Origin of the sequence: Flavobacterium sp. CSZ (assembly GCF_015350725.1) — a bacterium.
GTDB lineage: Bacteria > Bacteroidota > Bacteroidia > Flavobacteriales > Flavobacteriaceae > Flavobacterium.
Genome location: NZ_JADKPQ010000010.1, coordinates 129,329 through 151,960 on the forward strand (window position 1 = coordinate 129,329; position 22,632 = coordinate 151,960).

Annotated in this window: 23 protein-coding genes; 20 read left to right on the top strand and 3 right to left on the bottom strand. The window is 35.6% G+C overall.

Annotated features, from left to right (window positions below; genetic code table 11):
- Nucleotides 1–3: 3 nt before the first annotated feature.
- Nucleotides 4–3,036, bottom strand: coding sequence for a SusC/RagA family TonB-linked outer membrane protein (locus tag IRZ78_RS13285; RefSeq protein WP_194617009.1), 3,033 nt, complete (start codon nt 3,034–3,036; stop codon nt 4–6).
- A gap of 509 nt (nt 3,037–3,545) precedes the next feature.
- On the opposite strand from IRZ78_RS13285, the gene IRZ78_RS13290 reads away from it, so the two are divergent.
- Nucleotides 3,546–3,950, top strand: coding sequence for a helix-turn-helix domain-containing protein (locus tag IRZ78_RS13290; protein ID WP_228520471.1), 405 nt, complete (start codon nt 3,546–3,548; stop codon nt 3,948–3,950).
- 49 nt (nt 3,951–3,999) lie between these two features.
- Here the strand turns inward: IRZ78_RS13290 and IRZ78_RS13295 are convergent, their stop codons facing one another.
- Complete coding sequence (locus tag IRZ78_RS13295) at nt 4,000–4,176, bottom strand: histone H1 (protein ID WP_194617010.1); 177 nt, start codon at nt 4,174–4,176, stop codon at nt 4,000–4,002.
- Between the two features lie 80 nt (nt 4,177–4,256).
- Nucleotides 4,257–5,948: an AraC family transcriptional regulator gene (locus tag IRZ78_RS13300; RefSeq protein WP_194617011.1), complete on the bottom strand. Its 1,692-nt coding sequence runs from the start codon at nt 5,946–5,948 to the stop codon at nt 4,257–4,259.
- A 317-nt stretch (nt 5,949–6,265) separates the two neighbouring features.
- Here IRZ78_RS13300 and IRZ78_RS13305 point away from each other — a divergent pair, with 317 nt between their 5' ends.
- The 19 genes from IRZ78_RS13305 to IRZ78_RS13395 all read left to right on the top strand — a co-directional run bounded on the left by IRZ78_RS13305 (nt 6,266) and on the right by IRZ78_RS13395 (nt 22,589).
- On the top strand, nt 6,266–6,946 hold the full coding sequence (locus IRZ78_RS13305; protein ID WP_194617012.1) for a hypothetical protein: 681 nt from the start codon (nt 6,266–6,268) through the stop codon (nt 6,944–6,946).
- Nucleotides 6,947–7,238: 292 nt separating this feature from the next.
- Nucleotides 7,239–8,126, top strand: a complete 888-nt coding sequence (locus IRZ78_RS13310) for a helix-turn-helix domain-containing protein (protein WP_194617013.1) — start codon at nt 7,239–7,241, stop codon at nt 8,124–8,126.
- Nucleotides 8,127–8,159: 33 nt separating this feature from the next.
- Nucleotides 8,160–9,362 carry a hypothetical protein gene (locus tag IRZ78_RS13315; protein WP_194617014.1) on the top strand — a complete coding sequence of 401 codons (1,203 nt, stop codon included), beginning with the start codon at nt 8,160–8,162 and terminating at the stop codon, nt 9,360–9,362.
- A gap of 447 nt (nt 9,363–9,809) precedes the next feature.
- Nucleotides 9,810–10,274, top strand: coding sequence for a hypothetical protein (locus IRZ78_RS13320; protein WP_194617015.1), 465 nt, complete (start codon nt 9,810–9,812; stop codon nt 10,272–10,274).
- 174 nt (nt 10,275–10,448) lie between these two features.
- Entirely contained in the window at nt 10,449–10,739 is a 291-nt protein-coding gene (locus tag IRZ78_RS13325; protein ID WP_228520478.1) for a DUF4134 domain-containing protein, read from the top strand.
- Nucleotides 10,740–10,751: 12 nt separating this feature from the next.
- The gene (locus IRZ78_RS13330; RefSeq protein ID WP_194617017.1) at nt 10,752–11,066 is read left to right on the top strand and encodes a DUF4133 domain-containing protein; all 315 of its coding nucleotides are present in this window, start codon (nt 10,752–10,754) and stop codon (nt 11,064–11,066) included.
- A gap of 32 nt (nt 11,067–11,098) precedes the next feature.
- Nucleotides 11,099–13,567 (top strand): TraG family conjugative transposon ATPase, encoded by a 2,469-nt coding sequence (locus IRZ78_RS13335; protein WP_194617018.1) that lies wholly within the window; start codon nt 11,099–11,101, stop codon nt 13,565–13,567.
- An 11-nt stretch (nt 13,568–13,578) separates the two neighbouring features.
- Entirely contained in the window at nt 13,579–14,262 is a 684-nt protein-coding gene (locus tag IRZ78_RS13340; protein WP_194617019.1) for a conjugal transfer protein TraI, read from the top strand.
- A gap of 24 nt (nt 14,263–14,286) precedes the next feature.
- Nucleotides 14,287–14,892: a hypothetical protein gene (locus IRZ78_RS13345; protein ID WP_228520472.1), complete on the top strand. Its 606-nt coding sequence runs from the start codon at nt 14,287–14,289 to the stop codon at nt 14,890–14,892.
- An 11-nt stretch (nt 14,893–14,903) separates the two neighbouring features.
- Complete coding sequence (locus IRZ78_RS13350) at nt 14,904–15,539, top strand: TerB family tellurite resistance protein (protein ID WP_194617021.1); 636 nt, start codon at nt 14,904–14,906, stop codon at nt 15,537–15,539.
- Nucleotides 15,540–15,636: 97 nt separating this feature from the next.
- Nucleotides 15,637–16,746, top strand: coding sequence for a conjugative transposon protein TraJ (gene traJ, locus IRZ78_RS13355; protein WP_228520473.1), 1,110 nt, complete (start codon nt 15,637–15,639; stop codon nt 16,744–16,746).
- A 28-nt stretch (nt 16,747–16,774) separates the two neighbouring features.
- A complete protein-coding gene (gene traK / locus IRZ78_RS13360) occupies nt 16,775–17,383 on the top strand; it encodes a conjugative transposon protein TraK (RefSeq protein ID WP_228520474.1) in 609 nt (202 codons plus the stop codon).
- Between the two features lie 6 nt (nt 17,384–17,389).
- Nucleotides 17,390–17,656: a hypothetical protein gene (locus IRZ78_RS13365; protein WP_194617023.1), complete on the top strand. Its 267-nt coding sequence runs from the start codon at nt 17,390–17,392 to the stop codon at nt 17,654–17,656.
- Between the two features lie 4 nt (nt 17,657–17,660).
- A complete protein-coding gene (gene traM / locus IRZ78_RS13370; protein ID WP_194617024.1) occupies nt 17,661–18,956 on the top strand; it encodes a conjugative transposon protein TraM in 1,296 nt (431 codons plus the stop codon).
- A gap of 13 nt (nt 18,957–18,969) precedes the next feature.
- Nucleotides 18,970–19,818, top strand: coding sequence for a conjugative transposon protein TraN (traN, locus tag IRZ78_RS13375; protein WP_194617025.1), 849 nt, complete (start codon nt 18,970–18,972; stop codon nt 19,816–19,818).
- Between the two features lie 28 nt (nt 19,819–19,846).
- Nucleotides 19,847–20,629, top strand: a complete 783-nt coding sequence (locus IRZ78_RS13380) for a hypothetical protein (protein ID WP_194617026.1) — start codon at nt 19,847–19,849, stop codon at nt 20,627–20,629.
- Nucleotides 20,630–20,654: 25 nt separating this feature from the next.
- On the top strand, nt 20,655–21,686 hold the full coding sequence (locus IRZ78_RS13385) for a hypothetical protein (RefSeq protein ID WP_194617027.1): 1,032 nt from the start codon (nt 20,655–20,657) through the stop codon (nt 21,684–21,686).
- Nucleotides 21,687–21,919: 233 nt separating this feature from the next.
- Nucleotides 21,920–22,285 carry a helix-turn-helix domain-containing protein gene (locus IRZ78_RS13390; RefSeq protein WP_228520481.1) on the top strand — a complete coding sequence of 122 codons (366 nt, stop codon included), beginning with the start codon at nt 21,920–21,922 and terminating at the stop codon, nt 22,283–22,285.
- Complete coding sequence (locus IRZ78_RS13395; protein ID WP_228520476.1) at nt 22,272–22,589, top strand: hypothetical protein; 318 nt, start codon at nt 22,272–22,274, stop codon at nt 22,587–22,589. Before IRZ78_RS13390 ends, IRZ78_RS13395 begins: the two co-directional genes overlap by 14 nt.
- The last annotated feature ends 43 nt before the right edge of the window (nt 22,590–22,632 follow it).

The following is a 22,632-nucleotide window of genomic DNA, read 5'->3' on the forward strand; positions in this document are numbered from 1 at the left end:
TGATTAAAAAATTATTTGAATAGCAGTGCTATAAATGCGTAATGGCGGCACATAACCAGCGATTCTAAACTCAGGATCTATTCCTTTATATCGGGTAAAGGTCAATACGTTTTGTCCTTGAATGCTCAGTCTGCACATCATTGTTTTAGTCCATTCTTTTGGCAGTTGATAGGAGAGGGAAATATTTTTGAGCCTTATATATGAAGCATCGCTTATAGCCGCATCACTTTGTGAAAACTGGCTATTGGCAATATTTCTTACAGTATTGCTGTTGCTGTATCCTTGGTAAGGCCCGACATCCCCTGAACCCTGCCAGTGTGCAATAACACCGTCTGGCTGGTTAAACATTGTTCCCGGCATCGGATTGGAAAAATTCTCATTATAATTTGCCTGTTTAACAAACTGAAATAGAAAGTCAAGACTCACACTGCGGTAAAGAAGCTGGTTTTGAAAACCTCCAAAATATTTTGGATTGAGATTTTTTAGAGTCTGCCTGTCATCGATAACATTTAAAATACCGTCGCCATTTACATCCTTAAAGGTGTAAACTCCCGTCAACGGATTAAGACCACTATATTCATATGTTTTAACAATGTTAAGAGGCTCTCCAATTACATATTGATTTTTATATGTGGATGCGTTAAGTCCTGGAAATGATAGCAGCTTATTTTTATTGCTTGTAAAATTAAATGTGCTGGTCCAAGTAAAAACATCGTTTTTGATGTTGAGTGTTCTCAGACTAAATTCAATTCCCTTATTCTGGACTACCGCATCAAGATTTGCCTGTATGGAAGTGAAACCTGTAGTTCCCGGCAATGGATTACCTACAAGCTGGTTGGATGACTTATTGGAATACCATGCAATTGCCGTAAAGATCCTGTCATTTAAAAATCCTGTTTCCAAGGCAAACTCTAATTTTTTATTGGTTTCCCAACCAAAATCAGCATTGAATAATCTGCTTGGCTGTAAACCCGAAATTCCCTGATAATTAATTCCTGCAGAAGAATATGTATCGAGATACTGATAATCGCCAATCTGGTCATTTCCGCTGCTGCCATAGCTTCCGCGGATTTTTCCGAAACTAAGGAAAGAAACGTTTTCTTCTAAAATCTTTTCTTTGCTAAATATCCATCCAGCTCCAACAGCTCCAAAATTTGCAAACTTTTTTCCCGGACCAAATCGGCTGGATCCGTCACGTCTTCCTGTCAGATTGATTATGTATTTTCCATCCCAATTAAGGTTTATTCTAGTAAATCCTGCATTGTATCTGTATATATTCTGCTCGCTATTTAAAACTCTGTTACTTGAAGCAGATGATGGATTTTCCATTAAGCTATTACTGGCAAATCCAAGTGCATAATTTACCTGTCGATCTCCTTTTTGGTGTTGAAATGTGGATCCGAGAAGAACTTCCATTCTGGCTTTGCCAAAATTTTTATTCCATGCCAGCTGTGGTTCAATAATCCAGGAAGCCCTATTTATCTGATTAGTGAAAACAGTTGACACTTCACTTCCAACACCGGCTGCAGGGCTATAAATTGTTGACGGCTGTAAATTAAGCTGTTTCTGACGCAGATCCGTATAACCAAAACTACAGCTAAGAATAAAACCCGCGCCAATCTCATAGCTTAGCAAGGCATTAGCCAGAAAATCGTAAGTATTACCCTTTATCTTTCCCTCTAAAGGAGCGAGAGGGTTGTCAAAAGTATTATTTTCCCAGTTAAGGTTTCCATTTGCATCATAAAGTGAAGGCGCATTAGGAGGGAGTCTGACCGCAATCTGTGTTAAATCAGCAGATGGAAGACTGCTTAGCTGCGCCGTATAAACTGATGAAAAATTAATTTTAAATTTTTTATTTTCGGATTCATGATTTAAACTAAAATGCCCTCCCGCTTTTGTGTAATCATAATTTTTCGGAAAAACGGTGGTTTCTTTAGAGTAATTAGCACTTAGCAAAAATTTAGTCTGCAAGGAGCCTCCTGAAAGTGAAGCCTGTGCATTCGTATAATCGGCAATGCCTCCTATCAATTCTTTCTGCCAGTCGGCATTACGGTTCTGATCCCATGTACCATTCACATCATAAGCATTAGCCGGAAATTGCGTTACGCCGTCATTGGCAAAGGCTTCTTTACGCATATCCATATATTCTGGCGTCTGCAGAACATTTTTAAATCGGGTAACTTTTCCTATTCCATAAGTGTAAGAACCAGTAAATAAAGTTTTTCCGGCCCTGCCTTTTTTTGTTGTGATAAGCACGATTCCGTTTGCTCCTCGGGAACCGTAGATGGCGGTTGCATCAGCATCCTTTAAAACTTCAATTACTTCAATATCTGCCGGGTTAATGCTATTAAGGGGACTGTTCTCAGCGGGCATATTCGTTGAAGTGTAGGAGCTTCCGATACTTTGTGAAGAATACGGGACTCCATCTATGATATACAGCGGATTATTGCCATCGCTTCTAATACTGTTCTTGCCGCGGATTTCGATGGTAAAACCGCTGCCGGGCATTCCTGTGTTTTGAATAATGTTCACCCCCGGCATACGTCCCTGCATAGTTGCCAAAACATTTGTAACAGGCTGGGTTTCGATATCTTTAGAGGTAATCCGGGCGATGCTCCCCGTTCGGTCACTTTCCTTTACTGAATAATAACCAGCATTAACCCGGACCTCTTGAAGAGTAGTAGTATCGTATTCCAGTTTGATGTCAATTTTAGTGCTGTTATTTACTGGGATAAATTTAGTTTTAAAGCCTATAAAGGAGACAATCAGTGTATCGCTGGCTAGAGCATTTATTGTGTATTGGCCATTATAATCAGTAATGGACGAATTACGAGTCTTGCCCTTTATGGAAATAGTTACACCAGGTAGAGGACCAGAGCCATCAGTTACGGTACCCTGCACCTGATTTTGCTGGAAAAAAATATTATCATGCCGGTCTATGTCACGACCAAATGATGATGAAAAAGACATTAGAAAGCCTGCAAAAAATAGGCAATAAAGCGCCTTTCCACCCTTGTAGAATGAAAAATAATTCATAATATTGGAATTGGTTAGTTAAAAGGATTTTGATTAGCTAAGGTCCTCTGCTCTAGTTTGGTCGCTGCAGCTGAGGGCCATTTTTGTATAATCACATTATACTTGTCTCTTCATATTTTTAGATTTTTAGGATTAATTTAAAAATAATTGATTTACGAAAATTTCTAAGTTGGAGAGACGCTAGAATCGGAAAATGTAAAGTACAAAAAAAGGGCAGGTACTCACTTTTAGACGTTACCGAGGTACTGGCGGTACCTTACCACGAATAAGTGAGCCCACGCCCAATATAAGGCGTGAGCATTAGCACTTATCATCTCGTGGTTATTTTAAACGCCAGTTTTCGATAACGAGATTCAAAGCGAATGCTTCAAATATTTTATGTGAAGAATCGCAAATTTAATATTCAAATATTGAATAAAGAACAAATATACATAAAAAATATTCACATACTTATATGTATGTGTTAAATTTTTATTTAATCCCGTAATTTCTGAATTAATAAAAATAGTATGATTGTAGAGTTTATTATTTCAGAATTAGATTTTTATTTAATTGAAAAAGTCAGAGAGCTAAGAATAAAAGCAAATATCTCACAAGTAAAATTGGCGCATAAGATTGGTGTATCGGAAGGTTTCATTGGGAATGTTGAGAACCCTAAGCAAAATCAAAAATATAATATTAGGATGTTAAATAGAATTGCAAATGCGTTGGAATTAAAATCATATTGTGACTTATTTCCTGAAAAAATAATTTCTAATGATGTGGTTAAAATTAAAATAGAGCTCTTAGATACAAATACTAAAAACCAGGAATCAAGATTTAAAAGCATTAAAATTTCTCCTTGCACAGAGTCAGAAATTGAAGATTATAATAAAAAACAAAATAGAACTAAATCTAGCAAGAATATATTATAAAAAAAGCCTTACAAAATCTTGAAAGGCTTTTGAACTAAGTGTAAAGTAATTACTTTTTAGATTCTTCAATAGAAACTTTTCTAAACTCTTTTAAAAGTTTTTCAATTTCCAAAGATGATTTACGAGCTCTAGCACCAGCAGCTTTAACTCCTTTTTCAGATAAAGAATCGGATTCAGTTTTGAATGTTTCAATCTCTGAATTAATTTTTGCGATTAGATCTTTCATATTGTCATGTTTTTTTAATTACGGCTGCAAATGTAAATGTTAAAAGCTAATGAACACATGTTGCTCCTCATTATTTGAAATTACATCTTATTAATCTGTTCTATAAAAAAGCTGACCGGCATTCCTGCTTTTGCCAAAAATGCATTAGCGAAGCGCTGTGTAGAGCTGAATCCCGCTTCATTTGCTAACGCTTCATAAGTGTACTTTCTAAATTTGTTATCATTTTTAAGAAGATTAATTATGTATTCTATTCTGAGACCGTTTATGTATTCATTAAAGCCCTTATCTCTATAGTGACTCAAAATTGCAGCTAAATACTTGGTATTGGAATTAAACGCAGCTGATAAAGTAACTAGGGTCCAATCTTTTTCCAAAAATCTTTTTCCATTTTCAAACTTCTCCAACTGTTTTAAAATTAAAGCTACTGTTTCAATGTTAATGTCTTTAATTGGTTCTTTTTCTATTTTTAATTTTGCTTTATTTTTAGCAGCTTCATATTCTTGCATCAGCGCTTCAAAATTCTTTTTATATTCCTTTCTTTTTTTGTGATGGCGACGGGTCAGCCATAAAATAAATATAAATAAAAGGAAGATGATAAATATATAAAACACATCATAGTACTTCTCCCTAACAAGTTCATCCGCAATTTCTTGTTTTTCTATCAAAATTCTTTCCTTTTCAGAAATGAGTTCCTTTGTATCATACTGCTTGTGAATTTTGCTAACGATATAATTATTATTTTCGACCAACAAAGTATCAGCTTTTAAAAGTTCTTCGACATAGTAAAGCTGCTTGTCAAGATCTTTTTCTGTTTTATAGAAGTTAATTAGCAGTTCAAATGCCTGCCTTAAATCTGGGCGTAGATATTTTTTTTCCCGAAAAATTTCATCTACTACTTGAAAATGCTCCACCGCTTTTTCCTTTTGGTTAAGAGACCAGAAGCTTTTGCCGATATAGAAGTTTCCGATAGAAACGTTTGCAAAATCATTGTTTTCAATTATTGAGTCAAGTGAGGATTCAATATGATTTATAGATTCTGAATAGTTCTTTTTAAAGTAGTCATTGATTCCTTCAGAGTGTGTAAAGTATGGTATCATCACTGTTGAGTTAAGTCTTCTGCTTTCGGATATTCCCAATGCATTTATCTTCGAGCATAAACCGTAATTTCCCAACTTATTATAGCAGAGCCCAAGCATATGTAAAGAATTTAGGTAAGGTCTGGTTTCTGCTTTCTTATAATAGTCTACGCAATCTCTTAAGAGTGAAACCGCTTCATCATAAAATCCAACATAAAATTTAGTCAGGGCAATACAGTATTTTACTTTATGTATTTGATATTGATCATTAGTCTTTGAAATATAGTTGTTTGCAATCAAATAATTATCCATTGCCAGTTTCTGCTGTTTTAATCCGTAGAAAAATGTGCCTTTGCTGAGGTACGCTCCTCCAATCAAGGCATTGTCTTTAGATTTTTTTGCTGTATAAAGCATACTGTCAACATATATTATCCTTGTTTTTTCAGTGGAGATCAACATTATGTTTTGAAATCCATTTAAGATTTCTTTAATGTTCTTTTCTTTTTTGGCTTTACTAAGCAACGCATATGCATAAACTGACGCACGAGCGCTATCCTTTTTCAGATCATAGAATCTATTATCTAAGTATTCGTAATTTTTTTTCTTCAAAGAATCAGGAATTGTGAATACTTTTTTCTGTGCAGATATAATTTGAAAAAGTAATAAGGAAATTAATAACAGATATGACTTATTCATTTGTTTGTGATTTAGGGAATTCTCAGACAAGCTACGTTGTTTGTTGCTGTTATATTATTTTACATTAAAATAACATAAAAATAACATAAACATTTGAAATACAGTGATTTGTTTTATGAAAAAGCACTGTGGATTTCGTGGAAATCCACAGTGGAAATGCCGAAAATCCACAGATGTTGCCTTGCGAGTCAAAATTTAGCAGAATAGCTTTGCCTTGAATTCAAAGCAAAATGTTCGGCAGGGTGCTGGACAAAAGTCTGCTTATCCGGGTGAGAGGACTGAGAAGAAATTCTCGTTCACTTCAAACAATTAAAATTATGAAAACCTTTTTATTATGTTTCGCTACATTATTTATTATTATTTCATGTTCAGCTGATTATGACAACGAAAAATCAGAAATTATTCCACAAGCTTCTGAAAGTTCGGGAAAAATTTATAATAACGACAACCCTTTCGATTTAAAAGGACGCCAGTTATACGAAGCATTGAATTTCTATTACAAAGAAAATCAGACTCCGAAATCAGTTGCCGAACTGACACATCAGATTAGATTGATTTCACAAGTATTTCCAGAAAGTTCTAATGTGACTAATAGATTAATTCCCTTTACTGATGAAATGGTAGATTCAATAATGGCAGATCCTGACAATAGTATGATTCAGATTGTTCAGAATAGTACATTACAGTTGTATGCAAAAAATAATCTTATCACTTTTTTGCAGAATCTCATCATTAAAAGACAGCAAGAATTCAGTATCATAAATAATTATATTACTGGATACGAGTCAGAAGTAATCACTGATACAGTTTTTACATCACAGGAAGCCGAAACAATTTTAACTGTTGCATCAATTTCGAGATACTCCCTCTATTCAGAAGTAGAACGTAAGGATAAGGATTGGGATATTCTAGTAGGAAGTAAACCTGCTAGATCACTATTCAAAAACAATGAGAGATCTATTGTAATCATAATAGCTCTTCTTGATAAAATTCTTTGACACTAAACAATTTAATATTAATCTGTTGTCTAATGAAAATACCATCTATTTTAAGTCTATCTCTGGTGCTTACCAATTTAATAAGCCTTTATTTTATTCTCGGATTTTTATTAGGCGTCCCAACGGCAGATTATTGTCAAATTGTAAAATCAGCATATATATCTTACCGTTTACAGATATATATGCTGTATATCACCTGGTTATTCAACCTTTATTTCATCTTCTACTTACTTATTCGTGAAAAATTTAAAGAGTAGAATGATAACTACCGAACACATAAAGAATTATGGACATGATTAAAAATCTGATTAATTCAAAACTACAAATGTTTCCTATTGAAGGCTTTGATATTCACATTATTAAAAAGTATGAGGAACTTAGCGGTAAAGATGAATCTTTTAAAGCTCAGAATTTAGCGGTATTACTTATAAAATCCGGTAATTTCAAGCTTAAAATAGAAGATGTTATACAAGAACTTTCTGTACGTGATTTAATAATAATCCCTAAAGACTCTGACTGTCATGTCATTGAAGTTCTTGGTAAACTACACCTTTACCTAATAATATTCTCTTCTGATTTTGCAGTTAAAAATTGTCTTAGGAAAGAACTTGTAGATTCATTTTATTTCTTTATTAGAAAAGAACCTATGAAAGCTTCCCTTGATGAAAACGAGTATTCAGTTTTATCACTGATCTATAGACTCATCTATTATATAAATCTGGATTCGAAAAAAGATGGGCATGAAAATGAACTACACCGCATAAGTTTAAATTTATTCATTTATGAACTTAAGCTAATTTATAATAAGTATGCTTCAAACTCAATACCTAACTTCACCCGAAAAGAAAATATTGTCATGCAGTTTCTTACTATTTTGTCAATTCACTATAAAAAGCATCATCATGTTCAATTTTATGCAGGCGCGCTTTTTATCACACCAATTTACTTAAACAGAGTGGTTAAAGAAGTCACTGGTAAAAGTGTCAAACTTTTAATAATAGAGGCGATCATCAGTGAGGCCAAAATTCTTTTGGAAGACGGTCAAATAAGTTTAGCTGAAATTGCAGAGGAAATGGAATTTGCAAGTACGTCAATTTTCGGAATATTTTTTAAAAAGCATACTTCTTTATCACCCTCAGACTATCGAACCTCTTTTTTCGAGAAATCTAGAGGCCATTAGTTTCCAAGTGTAATTATTGCAAAAAGGTACACTATGATGAATAATATATATCCATTAGAATGGTTTGATTCTTTGATACTGCAGACGTTTGATCCATTGAGCACGAATATTGATAGTTTGACTGATAGTGATATAGCAGTTATTTCCGAAAGTATTTCCAAAGAATCTATTAAAATACAAGTACATCTGAAAAATGAAGTTTTTTCATTAAAGAAGAAAAGACATATACGCGTTACTGTCAGGCAATATCATTCGACACTAATTTTCCTGCTGGATAGTATCATTGAGAATAGGACAGAAAAGGTTCTTCAATCTGAAAAAGTAAGACGACTTGCGGATCTTCTCATTTCAAATCTTGATTATCTGATTTCTTTCATTGAGGATCGATTTTCATATTATTTGAGCCTTGACGAAAGGGTTCCAATTACATACCTTATGGTATGCAGAAAGGAACTTGCTTTAAAACTGCAGAGAATCAATAAAAGAATCTTTAGCTCAGAGTCAGATAAATTGACAATAAAAAGGACAGTGAAAATACTGCAGAATGCGATTAAAGAAGACAATGGCAAAAAACTTACATATCGTCGTATCCTTTATTTTAGAGAACTATTAAAGCTTCTCGAGGAACATAATGATGATCTTGAAAATCCTTCCATTTTCACTCCGCTTGATGAACTTCTAATTGACCATAATTTTAATTCGTTGCAGTATATTTCGGTTCTTACAGAAAGAATGACCGAGCAGATTTATATCACTGAAAAGCACCCTGCAAAATTGAACTTACTTTTACGTTTCTTCAAGGATTTCAAACAGCTGCATTCAAATGTAAAAATTACATTTGATGCCAGTCATCAAAATATAAAAGATGTTTTGGAGAACTGGTTTACATCAGAAATCAGCTTTTTGCAAAACAGAGATGAAATCGAAAAGTCTGGGAATAAAAATTCTAAAAGAACTATAAATCCCTCTTATTTACCGGACGAAAATAAAATTCAGTGTACACTTTCAAGTGATCAGATGGGGCTGATTTTGAGAGCAACTGATGAAACAAGAATATTAAAAGCTAAATCAATGAGTTTAATTTTTAAAACGATTGTCCCGTATCTGTCCACTCCATTTAAACGGAACTTGTCTTATCACTCAGTGAGAAGCAAGTCATATAATCCTGAAGAAAAAGATAAAGAGTTTGTAATTAAAACGTTAGAAAGGATGATAAAGCACATAAAAGAATATTAATTTTAATTTGCCATACTATGAAAAGATTATCTAGAATGGTGCCACTACTGAATTTTATGCTTATCTGCTGCTAAGAAAAGGAACTGGATTATGAAACTGCTGAAAAGAAAGAAAAAGCATATTTTATATTCTCAGATAATGGGTGGCATATTATTGAAAAAAGACGCAGAGCTTCTGATGTTAAATAAACTTATGGAAAAATAGATATATAAAACAAGAAAAAACAGCCTCCTTTTACGGAGGTTTTTTTACGGTTTAAATTTAATTTCTTTTCTCATTTCTTTATATGACTGAGAGGTACAGAAGTACAGCAGGGGTACAGAAAAAGTTGTACTTGTAGCAGACTTATCTTAATCGTTCCTTTGACTTGTAGAATGAATCATATCAAATTTTGTGATAATGATTTACATAGACAAGATGAATGTTGAATGATAAATGATGATGACTATGTTTACAAATGTTTCATGGGGCAGCTATCTCGCTGCCGTGGGTATATTACTATTGATTTGGTATTTGGTATTAATACTAAAATTTTACAGTAAGGATTTAAGGGAACTTTTCTCGGGAGATAAGAAATTCAAATTTCCTGCATTAAAAAAAACTTCTAAAAACGAGTTAGAAGGGCAAAACTCGTTGTCTTCCGCTTTTTCAGAATCGTTTGATACTTTAGAAGATGCTGAGGAACTTTCTACTCGCATAGTACAAGCAGTAGAAGAAAGCTCTCAAATGAGCTTATCAAAAGAACAATTTCAAAATTACCTTAAAATGGTACTGGAAGAATACCCATACGTGAAGATCTCCTCTTTACGTGAAAACATAAATAATCTAATAGTCTCTGAAAGCGAAAAACACCCGCAGTTCTATTTAACGTCTGCCGAAGCGGATACTCTGTGGGAAGAGACTACTTCCTAAAATTCAGCGGAGGAATAATCCCTGTTCTCTCTGGTGCGGTATGGCTTTATGTGACAGGAAATAGAGTTGCAACGGCGATATTCCTCTGCTTTTTAAAATTGATATAAACTTTAAAAATGATGTGTGATGAGAAAATGCTGGTGGAAATTAAAGGAATTAGATGAAGAAAAAGTAATGTCATATTGCATTCTTGCATTGATGTTAACATACGAGACGAGAATTTATGCGCAGGATGGTGTAGCAGGAATTAACGAGGCGAACCAAAAAGTAAGGAGTTATTTTGATGCAGGTACAGAACTTATGTATGCTGTTGGTGCTATACTGGGTCTTATAGGAGCGGTTAAGGTTTATCAGAAATGGAATGCGGGAGATCCTGATACAGGTAAAGTAGCCGCTGCCTGGTTCGGTAGCTGTGTGTTTCTAGTTGTGGTAGCCACAGTAATTAAATCCTTCTTCGGGGTTTAAAGACAAGATCTTATGAGTAACAGTGTTTACCAGATCAACAAAGGAATCAATCAGAGTATAGAATTTAAAGGCTTGAAGGCTCAGTACATATGGTATTTGGGAGGAGGTGTTGTATCGCTTATGATTCTTTTTGCAGTGATGTACATTATTGGTCTGCCTTCATTATTGTGTGTTGGTTTTATCGGGACTGCAGGTACATTTCTTGTTTTTAAAATATACAAAATGAGTAACCAGTACGGAGAATACGGCATGATGAAGGCGCTGGCCAAAAAGCAGGTTCCAAAATGTATAAAAGTTTACAGTAGGGCCATTTTCATAAAGATGTAGCTATAGAACGTTAATGTTGAAATGAAAAGGAGATGGAGAAGAGGATGGAAGATTTACTGCCGATTATGGCAGTTGAACATGACTGTATTTTATCAAAACAAGGCGATGTAACTGTAGTGTTTAAGGCTGAGCTGCCTGAGATTTTTACTTTGTCGGATCATGAATATGAAGCTTTTCATCAGTCGTGGATAAAAGCAATAAAAGTGCTTCCTAAATTCTGTGTTTTTCACAAGCAGGACTGGTTTTTAGAAAAGAGTCACAAAGCTGATTTTACGAGTGATGACAGCAGTTTTTTAACCCGGAGCAGTGAGCGGTTTTTTAATGAAAGACCGTTTTTGGATCATTCCTGTTATATCATGTTGACTAAGAAGCCGCAGGGAAGAAAAAATTCAAGTTCGCTTTTTTCAAATCTTTTGCGACGTTCAATTGTGCCGGAAGAAACTTTAAAAGCACAGGTGTTACAGGATTTTATTGACTGTACCGGCCAGTTTAAAAGAATTATGGAAGACAGCGGTTTTGTCAAGTTTACCCGAATGAAAAATGATTCACTTAAAAGTGAAAGCAGAAAATTGGGACTGATTGAAAAGTACTGTTTTTTATCAGAGAAGGAAGATTCATTTTTTTTTAAGGATATCAAATTTGATGAAGGTTTAGCTGTCGGCGATAAACACTGCCAGCTTTTTACACTTGGAGATGCGGCTGATCTGCCGGCGTTGTGCGGTTCGAGAATCAATTTTGATAGGTATTCCACTGATAAAACCAAATTCAGTATTGGATTTGCATCCACTCTGGGACAGCTTTTATCCTGCAATCATATTTATAATCAATATCTGTTTATAGAAGATGCCCAGAAGACTATTCAAAAACTGGAAAGCAAAAGGTTAAGATTACAGTCTTTATCAGCGTATAGTAGGGAAAATATGATTGCGAGGGATGCGACGAATGATTTTTTGAACGAAGCGGTATCCCAGCAGAGACTTCCGGTTAAGGCACATTTTAATGTCCTGGCATGGAGTACAGACAAAGAAGAACTGAAGGATATTAAAAACAAAGTGTCATCAGCACTCGCTCAGATGGATGCGGCAGCCAAGCAGGAAACGGTCGGCGCTCCGCAGATTTTCTGGGCAGGCATGCCGGGCAATGCAGCTGATTTTCCGATGAATGATACGTTTGACACCTTCACCGAGCAGGCCGTATGTTTCCTGAATATGGAAACAGGCTACAGGTCTTCGCTAAGTCCTGTTGGTATCAGGCTTGGAGACCGTTTAACAGGAAAGCCTGTTCATGTTGATATCAGTGATGAGCCTGTCAAAATGGGAATCTGCACCAACAGGAATAAATTTATACTCGGACCCTCGGGAAGCGGTAAATCATTTTTTACCAATCATATGGTCAGAAGCTATTATGAGCAGGGGACACATATTGTTTTAGTTGATGTAGGTCATAGTTACAAGGGACTTTGTGATATGGTTAACGGGTACTATTTCACTTACGATGAGAAAAACCCTATCCGCTTTAATCCTTTTTACATTTCAGAAGGAGATACTCTAGATACGGAGAAAAAAGAAAGCATTAAAACACTGCTTTTGGCACTTTGGAAAAAAGACGATGAAACCTTTAATCGGAGCGAGTATGTGGCTTTATCAAATGCGCTTCAGCTCTACTATGAAAAACTGGATTTGAACTCCGATCTCTTCCCATGTTTCAACAGCTTTTACGATTTCCTGAAAGATGATTTTGTAAAGATACTGGAAGGCGATAAGGTGAAGGAAAAGGATTTTGATGTTAATAATTTTCTCTATGTACTTCGTCCGTATTATAAAGGAGGAGAGTTTGATTATCTATTAAATGCCACAGAGAATCTGGAACTTTTAAAGGAAAGATTTATCGTATTTGAACTGGATAATATCAAAGACCATCCGATTCTATTCCCTGTGGTAACGATCATTATCATGGAGGTTTTTATCAGCAAAATGCGAAAGCTCAAAGGCATTCGTAAAATGATACTCATCGAAGAAGCCTGGAAAGCGATTGCCAAAGAAGGGATGTCAGAATATATTAAGTATTTGTTCAAGACTGTGCGGAAATTCTTTGGAGAGGCTATAGTAGTCACTCAGGAGGTTGAAGATATTATTTCATCGCCAGTTGTCAAACAGGCTATTATAAATAACAGCGACTGTAAGATACTGTTGGACCAAAGCAAATATCAGAACAAGTTTGATCAGATACAGGAATTGCTAGGGCTCACCGAAAAAGAAAAGGCATTGGTGCTATCGGTTAATAAAGCGAACGATCCTGATAAGAAATATAAGGAAGTGTTTATTTCACTGGGAAGTATGCTTTCAAAAGTGTACCGAACAGAAGTTTCACTGGAGGAGTATTTAGCCTATACAACAGAGGAAAGCGAGAAAGTGAAAATGAATGCCTATGCCCAAAAGTTTGGGGGCGACATCAAAAAAGGAATCGCAGCTATGGCCCACGATATGAGGAATGGAAATTAATTAAGGAAAAAATGAAAGCAAAAATAATTACCTGCATAATATGTCTATTGCTAATCAGCACGCCAGCAAGACCGGCAGAAAGGATAGCTGCACTGCCGATATTGGAAATAGTAAAAGCAGTCACCAAAAAAGTGATAAAAGCAATTGATCTTAGGATTCAGAAACTTCAGAACAAAACGATCTGGCTTCAGAATGCCCAGAAACAGATTGAAAATGTACTCTCTAAGTTAAAGCTGGATGAAATTTCGGACTGGACTAAAAAGCAGAAAGATTTATATAAAGGCTATTATGAAGAACTGGCAAAGGTAAAATCAATTATTACCTATTATCAGAGGATAAAAGATATTACTAAAAAACAAACCAAACTGGTGCAGGAATATGAAAGAGCCTGGAATTTATTCAAACAGGATACTCATTTTAAAGATAATGAAATCCAATATATGGAGCGTGTTTATTCGGGCATTTTGGAAGAAAGCGTGAAGAATATGGATCAGATATTTTTAATACTGGATTCTTTCAGCACACAGATGAGCGATCTGAAAAGACTCGAAATAATTAATGAAGCTGCAGATCAGATTGATGCCAATTATGATGATCTCACTCTTTTTAATCAGCAGAATGTGATGCTTAGCCTTCAGAGGGCCAAGACAGAAGCAGATGTAAATCAGGTCAAACAATTTTACGGAATTCCGTAATTCAATAAAAATATCATGAAAAAAATGATCTCAATATCCTTGATAGTGCTGCTTTTCCATCAGGGAATTCAGGCGCAGGCCAAGCAGAGAAAGGAACTGCTTTTGCAGATTGCTGCTCTTCAGGTTTACATTGACTACGCCAAAAAAGGATATTCAGTTGTATCAAAAGGACTGAATTTTATTGGCGATGCAAAGAGGGGAGAAGTGAATCTTCATGGTGATTATTTTACTTCTTTACTGAAGATTAATCCCAAGGTTAAAAATTATTATAAGACAGCTGAGATTCTCTCCATGCAGTTTAAAATAATGAAAATCTGTAAAAGGACCTATAGTGATTTGAAGGGAAGTGATTTATTTCACGGAAATGAATTGGATTATATAGAGCGTTCTTTTGAGAGACTTCTTGAGAACTGCAACGATACCCTTGACCAGCTCCTGTTTATTACTACCGATTCCAAACTGCAACTTCAAGATGACCAGAGGATCGAGCGTATTGATGCGCTGCACAAAATGATGGTGGAGGATTATAATTTCTGTTTGTCTTTCAGCAATGAAGCGAAACTTCTGTCTTTATCAAAGAGTCGTGAAAAAGGAGATGCCCAGAATGCAGGATCTATCTACGGATTATAAAATAAAAAGCTATGAAAAAAATATTGATTTTAATATTGACAGTCTCAATGACAATTGTTTCCCACAAAGCAAATGCACAATCAGCAGAGATTCAGCAGCTAATCTTAAACATTGAAAAACTCTCCCAGTTTAAAAAGATCTTAAGCGATATGAAAAAGGGTTATGAGCTTCTTTCGGGTGGCTATAAAACAGTCAAGGATATGTCGGAGGGAAATTTCAGCCTACATAAAACTTTTCTGGATGCCCTTATGCAGGTGAGCCCTGTTGTAAAAAATTACAAAAGAGTAGGGGACATCATAAATTTTCAGCTGCTGCTGATGAAGGAAACCAAAAATGGATTGAATCGATTTGTAAAGAGCGGCAACTTTAGCGAAAAAGAAATCAGCTATTTTGAAAAGGTTTATGGAAATCTTCTGAGCCAGAGTTTAAGGAATCTCGATGAACTTACAATGGTTGTAACAGCAGATAAACTAAGGATGTCGGATGACGAAAGGCTCCAAGCGGTAGATGATATTTATCTGCAGATGCAGGATAAGCTTTTGTTTCTCAGAAACTTTAATTCAACATCAAATGTGCTGGCACTGCAAAGAGCAAAAGAAGCGAAGGATGTTTATGCTTCCAAAGAACTTCAGGAACTAAAAAACTAAAGCGATGAACATTTTTAAATCTTGCAAAACGGTTCTTTTTATAACCGTCACATTTTTAATGCCTTTTTTTATCCATGCACAAGGACTTGGAGATAATATGCAGAGCCTTCACTCTGTTTTGGAACAGTTGTATGATGAAATGATGCCGTTATGCAGTAATCTTTTAGCGGTTGGGCAGGGTATAGCAGGATTCGGAACGATTTGGTATATAGCTTCGAGAGTATGGAGACATATTGCCAACGCCGAACCCATTGATTTTTATCCGCTGTTCAGACCGTTTGTAATTGGGTTTTGTATTATGATTTTTCCTTCGGTATTAGCTCTAATTAATGGAATAATGAAACCAACGGTTACAGCAACTGCTGCTATGGTTACAGGATCCAATAATGCTGTTGCAGTTCTTCTGAAAGAGAAAGAAAAGGCAATAAAGGAAACTGATCCGTGGAAAATGTATGTCGGTGCGACAGGAACAGGGGATAGGGATAAATGGTATAAGTACACCCATGATGAAGATCCGTCCAATGAGAGCATGCTGGCCGGAATCGGAAACGATGTCAAATTTGCAATGGAAAAAGCTTCCTATAATTTTCGAAACTCTGTCAAGGAATTTATGAGTGAGGTACTCAGAGTTTTGTTTGAGGCTGCGGCATTGTGCATTGATACGCTCAGGACATTCCAATTGGTGGTGTTATCTATTTTAGGACCTCTTGTATTTGGTATCGCTGTATTTGATGGCTTTCAGCATACACTCACGGTATGGCTGGCGAGATATATCAACATTTATCTTTGGCTTCCAGTGGCCAATATCTTTGGAAGTATTATAGGGAAAATTCAGGAACTGATGCTAAAACTGGATCTGTCCCAGGTGCAGGCTACAGGAGACACCTTTTTTAGCAGGACCGATATGTCTTACTTGATTTTTATGATTATCGGAATCATAGGGTATTTTACCGTTCCATCGGTTGCCAACTATATAGTCCACGCTGCTGGAGGAGGCGCCTTAGGTCAGAAAGTTACCGGACTCTTTAGTAATTCAACCAGTTCAGTGGTTTCCAAAACATCAATGGGAGCTGGTATGGTGCTGGATTCAATGGGGAATGCAGCAGGGCGGATGTCCCAAAGCATGTCATCATCGACCGGAAGTGCTCCTTATTTTGAGGAGAAAGGAAACTATATGAGCGACAGGCTTAAAGGAAATTCTAAATAAAAAAAAAATTCTGCTCATGTTTACCAAAATGAAAAATATAGATACCGCTTTTAAATATGTCAGAGGCTTTACGATGCTGATTATTGTCGGATGTATTATGATATGCTGTTATACACTTTACAAAAGTTTTGAGTCTGTAACCCAGATGCAGGATAAGGTTTATATACTGGCAAATGGAAAAGCGCTCGAAGCTTACGCGTCGGAGAGAAAAGATAATGTACCGGTGGAAGCAAGAGATCACGTAAAGACCTTTCACAAGTTTTTCTTTACCCTTGATCCCGATGATAAAGTCATTAAAACCAATGTTACAAAAGCGCTTTATCTGGCTGATGACAGTGCCAAACGTATTTATGATGACCTGAAAGAAAACGGATTTTACTCCGGAATTATATCGGGCAATATCAGTCAGACCGTTCAGATTGACAGTATTTCGATAGATACACATGAATATCCGTACCGCTTTAAATGTTTTGCAAAACAGAACATTATAAGAACAACCAGCATTCTGAAAAGAAACCTTGTAACAGAAGGGTGTCTTCGCAATGTCTCAAGAAGCGATAATAATCCCCACGGTTTTTTAATTGAACGCTTCAATACCATCGAAAACAAAGATTTAACAGTTGAGAATAGAAAATAGACGCCTATGAAATCACTATTACAAAAACAGGAAACGCCTTTTGTGTATCACAGGTATTATCATTCTGCACAGACAAAATGGGCCCAGAAAATGGATGTACTAATCAATGGTCTTTCCAGAAGAAAGCTTATCTGCCTTCTGATTTCATTTACCATTCTAACAGGAAGTTACTTTATCTATAACATTTATACAGCATTTTCAGAAAGTGATTTTCCAACCGCTCAAAAGACAGCTGTCATTTCAAAAATTAGAACTATCAACTTTAAAAAGTAAAATTATGGAACATAAATCAATATTACCCAAAGAATCCAAAAAGCGAAAAATGCTTTTGGTTCTGCCTCTTATAACACTTCCTTTCATCACTATTCTGTTTTACACTTTGGGAGGAGGAAAAATGGAAGCGATGGGAGGAAAAGATGAAATAAAAAAGGGATTTAATTTTAATCTGCCTCTTCCAAAATTTAAAGAAGATTCAGCGCTTGATAAAATGAGTTATTATGATCAGGCAGCAGTAGATTCTATTAAGCTTCAGGAACAGATTAAAAAAGATCCTAATTATTCCAATCAAAAAATAGTACAAGAATCTATAGGAGAGTTTTCAGATACGGATTTTGAAGTTCAACAATTTCAAAAAGGCAAAACAGGTTTTAATTCGTCATCATTTCAAAACAGGAATGAGCAGAAAGTTTACCAAAAACTGCAGGCACTTCAAAAAGCAATCAGCCAGCCTGCAATAACCGACAATTATGGTCAGGACATGAGAGAGTTTGAAAACTACGGCTCATCAAAAGGCGTTTCCGATGAGGTAAAGAACTTAGAGCAAATAATGAGTAAGATGGGAGAATCACAGGAACCTGACCCGGAACTCAAACAGCTTGGAGGGATGCTTGAGAACATACTGGATATTCAACACCCATCGCGTGTGCAGGAAAGGTTAAAACAGTCTTCAGATAATAAAAAGGGAAAAATCTTTACGGTTAACCGTAAAAAAGAAGAAGATAATACAACATCGCTTCAGAAGGATAATTCCATCTCAAGTTCTTTAAAGAGTAATTCCTTTTATACAGCTGATGAGACTCTGGAGCACGAGGAGAAACAGCAAAATTCAATAGAGGCAGTGATCCATGAAACTCAGACCATCGTCAACGGGTCTGTGGTCAAGCTCAGACTAATCAGTAATATATCTCTGCAAGGAACTATGATTCCCAAAAACACATTTTTATACGGAATAGCATCTTTGAAAGGGGAGAGGCTGGAAGTTAAAATCAACAACATTCAGTTTCGAAATTCAATTTTTCCGGTGGAATTAACGGTGTATGATATGGATGGTATTGACGGGATTTATATTCCAGGTGCGATCAACAGAGATGTTGCCAAGGCTTCTGCTGACCGTTCTATTCAAACCTTAGGACTGACCGGAGTTACAGATTCCTGGGGAGCGCAGGCAGCAGGAATGGGAATTGAAGCAGCAAAGAGCCTGATGAGCAAAAAAGTGAAACTGATTAAAGTAGTTGTTAAAGCCGGGTATCAGGTACTGCTGTTTGATGAGAAACAAAAGAATTTGAATAATTAAAAAACTAAAAAAGATGAAAATTAGAAATTGGACTTTTATGTTATGCTGTTTGCTGACAATGCTGTCAGGCTATGCGCAGTTTATTAATGAAAAAATTGGTTTGAATCAGGAAGAGTATAAAAATCTTCAGATAGGATATTCGAAAACTACCAGTATCATTTTTCCATATGCTATTAAAAGTATTGACAAGGGAAGCCCGGATGTTTTAATGCAGAAAGCCAAAGGAGTTGAGAATATTTTACTGGTCAAAGCGTCAAAGGAAAATTTCAATCAGACTAACCTCACTGTAGTGACAGCTGACAATAGGCTGTATGTATTTGTTCTGAACTATGATGAATCCTGTCCTGATTTAAATATTAAAGCCGATAATACAGCTGTTGTAAGTGGGAATATTTTGTTTTCAATGGAGAACGATAATCAAAAGAAAATTGAGCAATATGCCAGCCTTGCTTTGTCTAAAAAGAAAAAATTAGAAGGACTAAAACGTTCAAGATTTGAAATGAAACTGAATGTTACCGGTATATTCATTCATCAGGATATATTGTACTTGAGGCTTCTCTTGGGCAATAATTCAAAAATTAATTATGAGATAGACCAGCTGAGGTTTTTTATACGCGACCGCAAGAAATCAAAGCGAACAGCCTCTCAGGAAATAGAGGTAATACCCCTGTATTCAACTTCTGCCTCTTCTGTAATTCCGGACAAATCTGAAGTGAATATAGTTTACGCCGTATCCAAATTTACGATCCCCGAAAAGAAATACCTCACTATACAGCTTATTGAAAAAAATGGCGGGAGGCATATAGAAATAGATGTTAAGAATAATGATCTAATAAATCTCGATGTTCTAAACAGCTTATAAATGAGTAATAACTAAAAAAATAATTGTCATGAATCAGAAAAATTTAGAATTCTTGAAAGATCAGCTGAAATATAACGGCTTTGGAGAAACGTTCGACCAGGACTTGAAGGAGAAAATGCTTAAAGGAGAAACAGAATTTAAGCTTATGAAGGAAGGTGTCTATGGAACAGATTCCATGACTGCAGTACTGAATTTTAAAAAATCAGATCAAAGCGATTTGTATTTTTTTAATTCCTATCATGTAAACCTTAAAAAAGAAGATTCCAAACAAGTATTGGAACAGACTTTTTATATTAATAACAACAGCAGTAATATTACCCTTAAAGAAGCTTATAATTTAATGGAAGGTCGCTCGGTTAATAAAGACCTGAAAACAAGGGAAGGTGAAGTTTATAACGCGTGGCTGAAATTAAATTTTAAAGAAAGCGACAGCAATTCAAACTTCAAATTGGATCACTACCACCAAAATTACGGTTACGATCTGGAAGCAAGTCTTGAGAAACATTCAATTAAAGAACTCAATACTCCAAAGTACAAAGAAGATCTTTTAAACTCGCTAAAAAAAGGAAACCTGCAGTCTGTAACTTTTGTTGTAGCAGGCGTGGAAAGCAAGATGTACGTAGAGGCAAACCCGCAATTTAAAACTTTGAATGTCTACGACGGCGATAAACAGAGAATTAATCATCGCGAAAGCAAGGAGGAAAAAAAGGCTGAGTCAAAGCAGAACAGCCAGAGTAATAACGATGATGAGCCTTCTCAGAAGGAAAAGAACAGTAACTCCCGTTCAAAAAAAGCGGGCAGATCGGTTTAAGGCTTTGTAGTAATAAGAATCAGCTATGTCTTCTGAAAACAATAGAGTAGAAAACGAGATAAAATTGTGGATGTCCAAGGAAGAAAAATTAAAATTTTTATTTCAAAACAGCCCACCGATAGAACGCTCTTTTGGCATAGAGAAACTGAAATTTTTTAAGATGTTGCTTTTTAAATATAAAAAGACGAAATCCGTAGACGAAAAAATAACTTTGAGATTTCTTAAGCATGAATATAATAAATTGAGCCGTCAGGTCTATCCCAATATCATTGAGCGGCTTTTAAATGAAGCAATTAGTGCTGTTGTTTTTGAAAGGATAGATAAACGTGATTATGTTAGAGATCTGGAATCAAACAAGAAGACTTTAGAGGAACAGCTTATAAAAAGCGGTTTTCATGAGGCTTATGGCAAAGTATTGGAACATATTCAGGAACAGCAGTTAAATTTTTCTGTTCCCGTTTCTTATCACATCTCAGAAAATGAAAGACTTGAACATTCACTGCAATTTGTAAAAGATGCACAGGGGGCTTACCAGTTTGATGGATTCAGATCAAGTCTGGATACAGATTCGTCGCCATCTAGCCGTAGTACGCACTACTTCAAGAATGAAAAATCTGAGAGTTTTAACGCTACAGAGGCATACGAAATGCTTGCAGGAAGAGCAGTTCTGAAGAGCGGAACTTGGAAACAGTTTAACTTCTACGATAAAGACCTTAATGACAATTATCGGATGCATGAATTTCCGGAAGCGTATGGATATAACGTCAGCAATGCCTTAAGAGCAATTCCTCTTAAATATGATGGCTATGAGACATTCGAATCCTTGGCCGATTCTTTGAAAAAGGGCAGGAGGGAAGAAGCAGTGCTTCTGATTCAAGGGAGAGAAATGAAAGTTTTTTTGGAAGCAAATCCACGCTTTAAGACATTGACTTTTTATAACGACAGGATGCAGAAAGTTAGTTTTACAGAAATTAAAAACGGCTGTAAAATTAGTCCGCTGCTAAAACCGCAGCAGAATATTGAGACTCAGACCGCAAAAAAGTCGCATCACATGTGATGTGTATATATCTTATATAGTTATGGAAAATCTTAAACTTTTATCGGGATTTTTTCAGGCAATTGACAACGACTTCAGAATAGGCACAACTCACATTGCAATTTTTGCTGCCCTGCTTCAATTTCGCGCAAACAGAGATTTTATAAACCCAATACAAGCATACAGCATCGAAATTCAAAAGATTGCCAAAATAATGTCACCTAAGACATATCATAAGTGCATGCGTGAATTGCATGAATACGGATACCTTTTTTATGTTCCAACGAAAAATAAAAATAGAAGGAGCAGCATTTATTTCATTTAGAATCATAAATAAAGATGTTATGGAAGAAATTGTTACAAAGGAAGATCTAAGGCAGTTTGGTCTTCTATTACTGGATAAAATACAAACTATATTTAAAGAAAAGAATTCTCAACAAAAAGAATCGTCAGATCCAGAGTGGTTAAAAAGTAAGGCCGTCAGGAAACTGCTTGATATTTCAGCCGGTTCGGTTCAAAATCTTCGAATGACACAGAAAGTCCGATTTAAAAAGGTTCTTGGCTCGTATTACTACAATAAAGAAGATCTTTTAAAACTTTTCAAAGATGAGTCAAATTAATAATATAACCGAACACCAAGTCATAGATTGCTTATCCATTTATATGGAAGATCCGCAGCTCAACGTATGGCATTTGGCTATTTTAAATGCAATTCTAAGTTTAGGATATAGGCAGGGAGAGAGGCAGAGAATTAAAGTCAGCCGTCGTAAGCTCATGTTATTGTCACATATCAATACACTGCCCACTTATCATAAATATTTCAAACAGCTGCAGGATTTGGGCTATATTAAGTATATGCCTTCTTACCATCCTGGTTATAGAAGTGAAGTTGAATTATATCAAAAGAGGTTATCTCATAATTGAGATAACCTCTTTCTTTTATATCAAATTATTTTAGAGATTATAT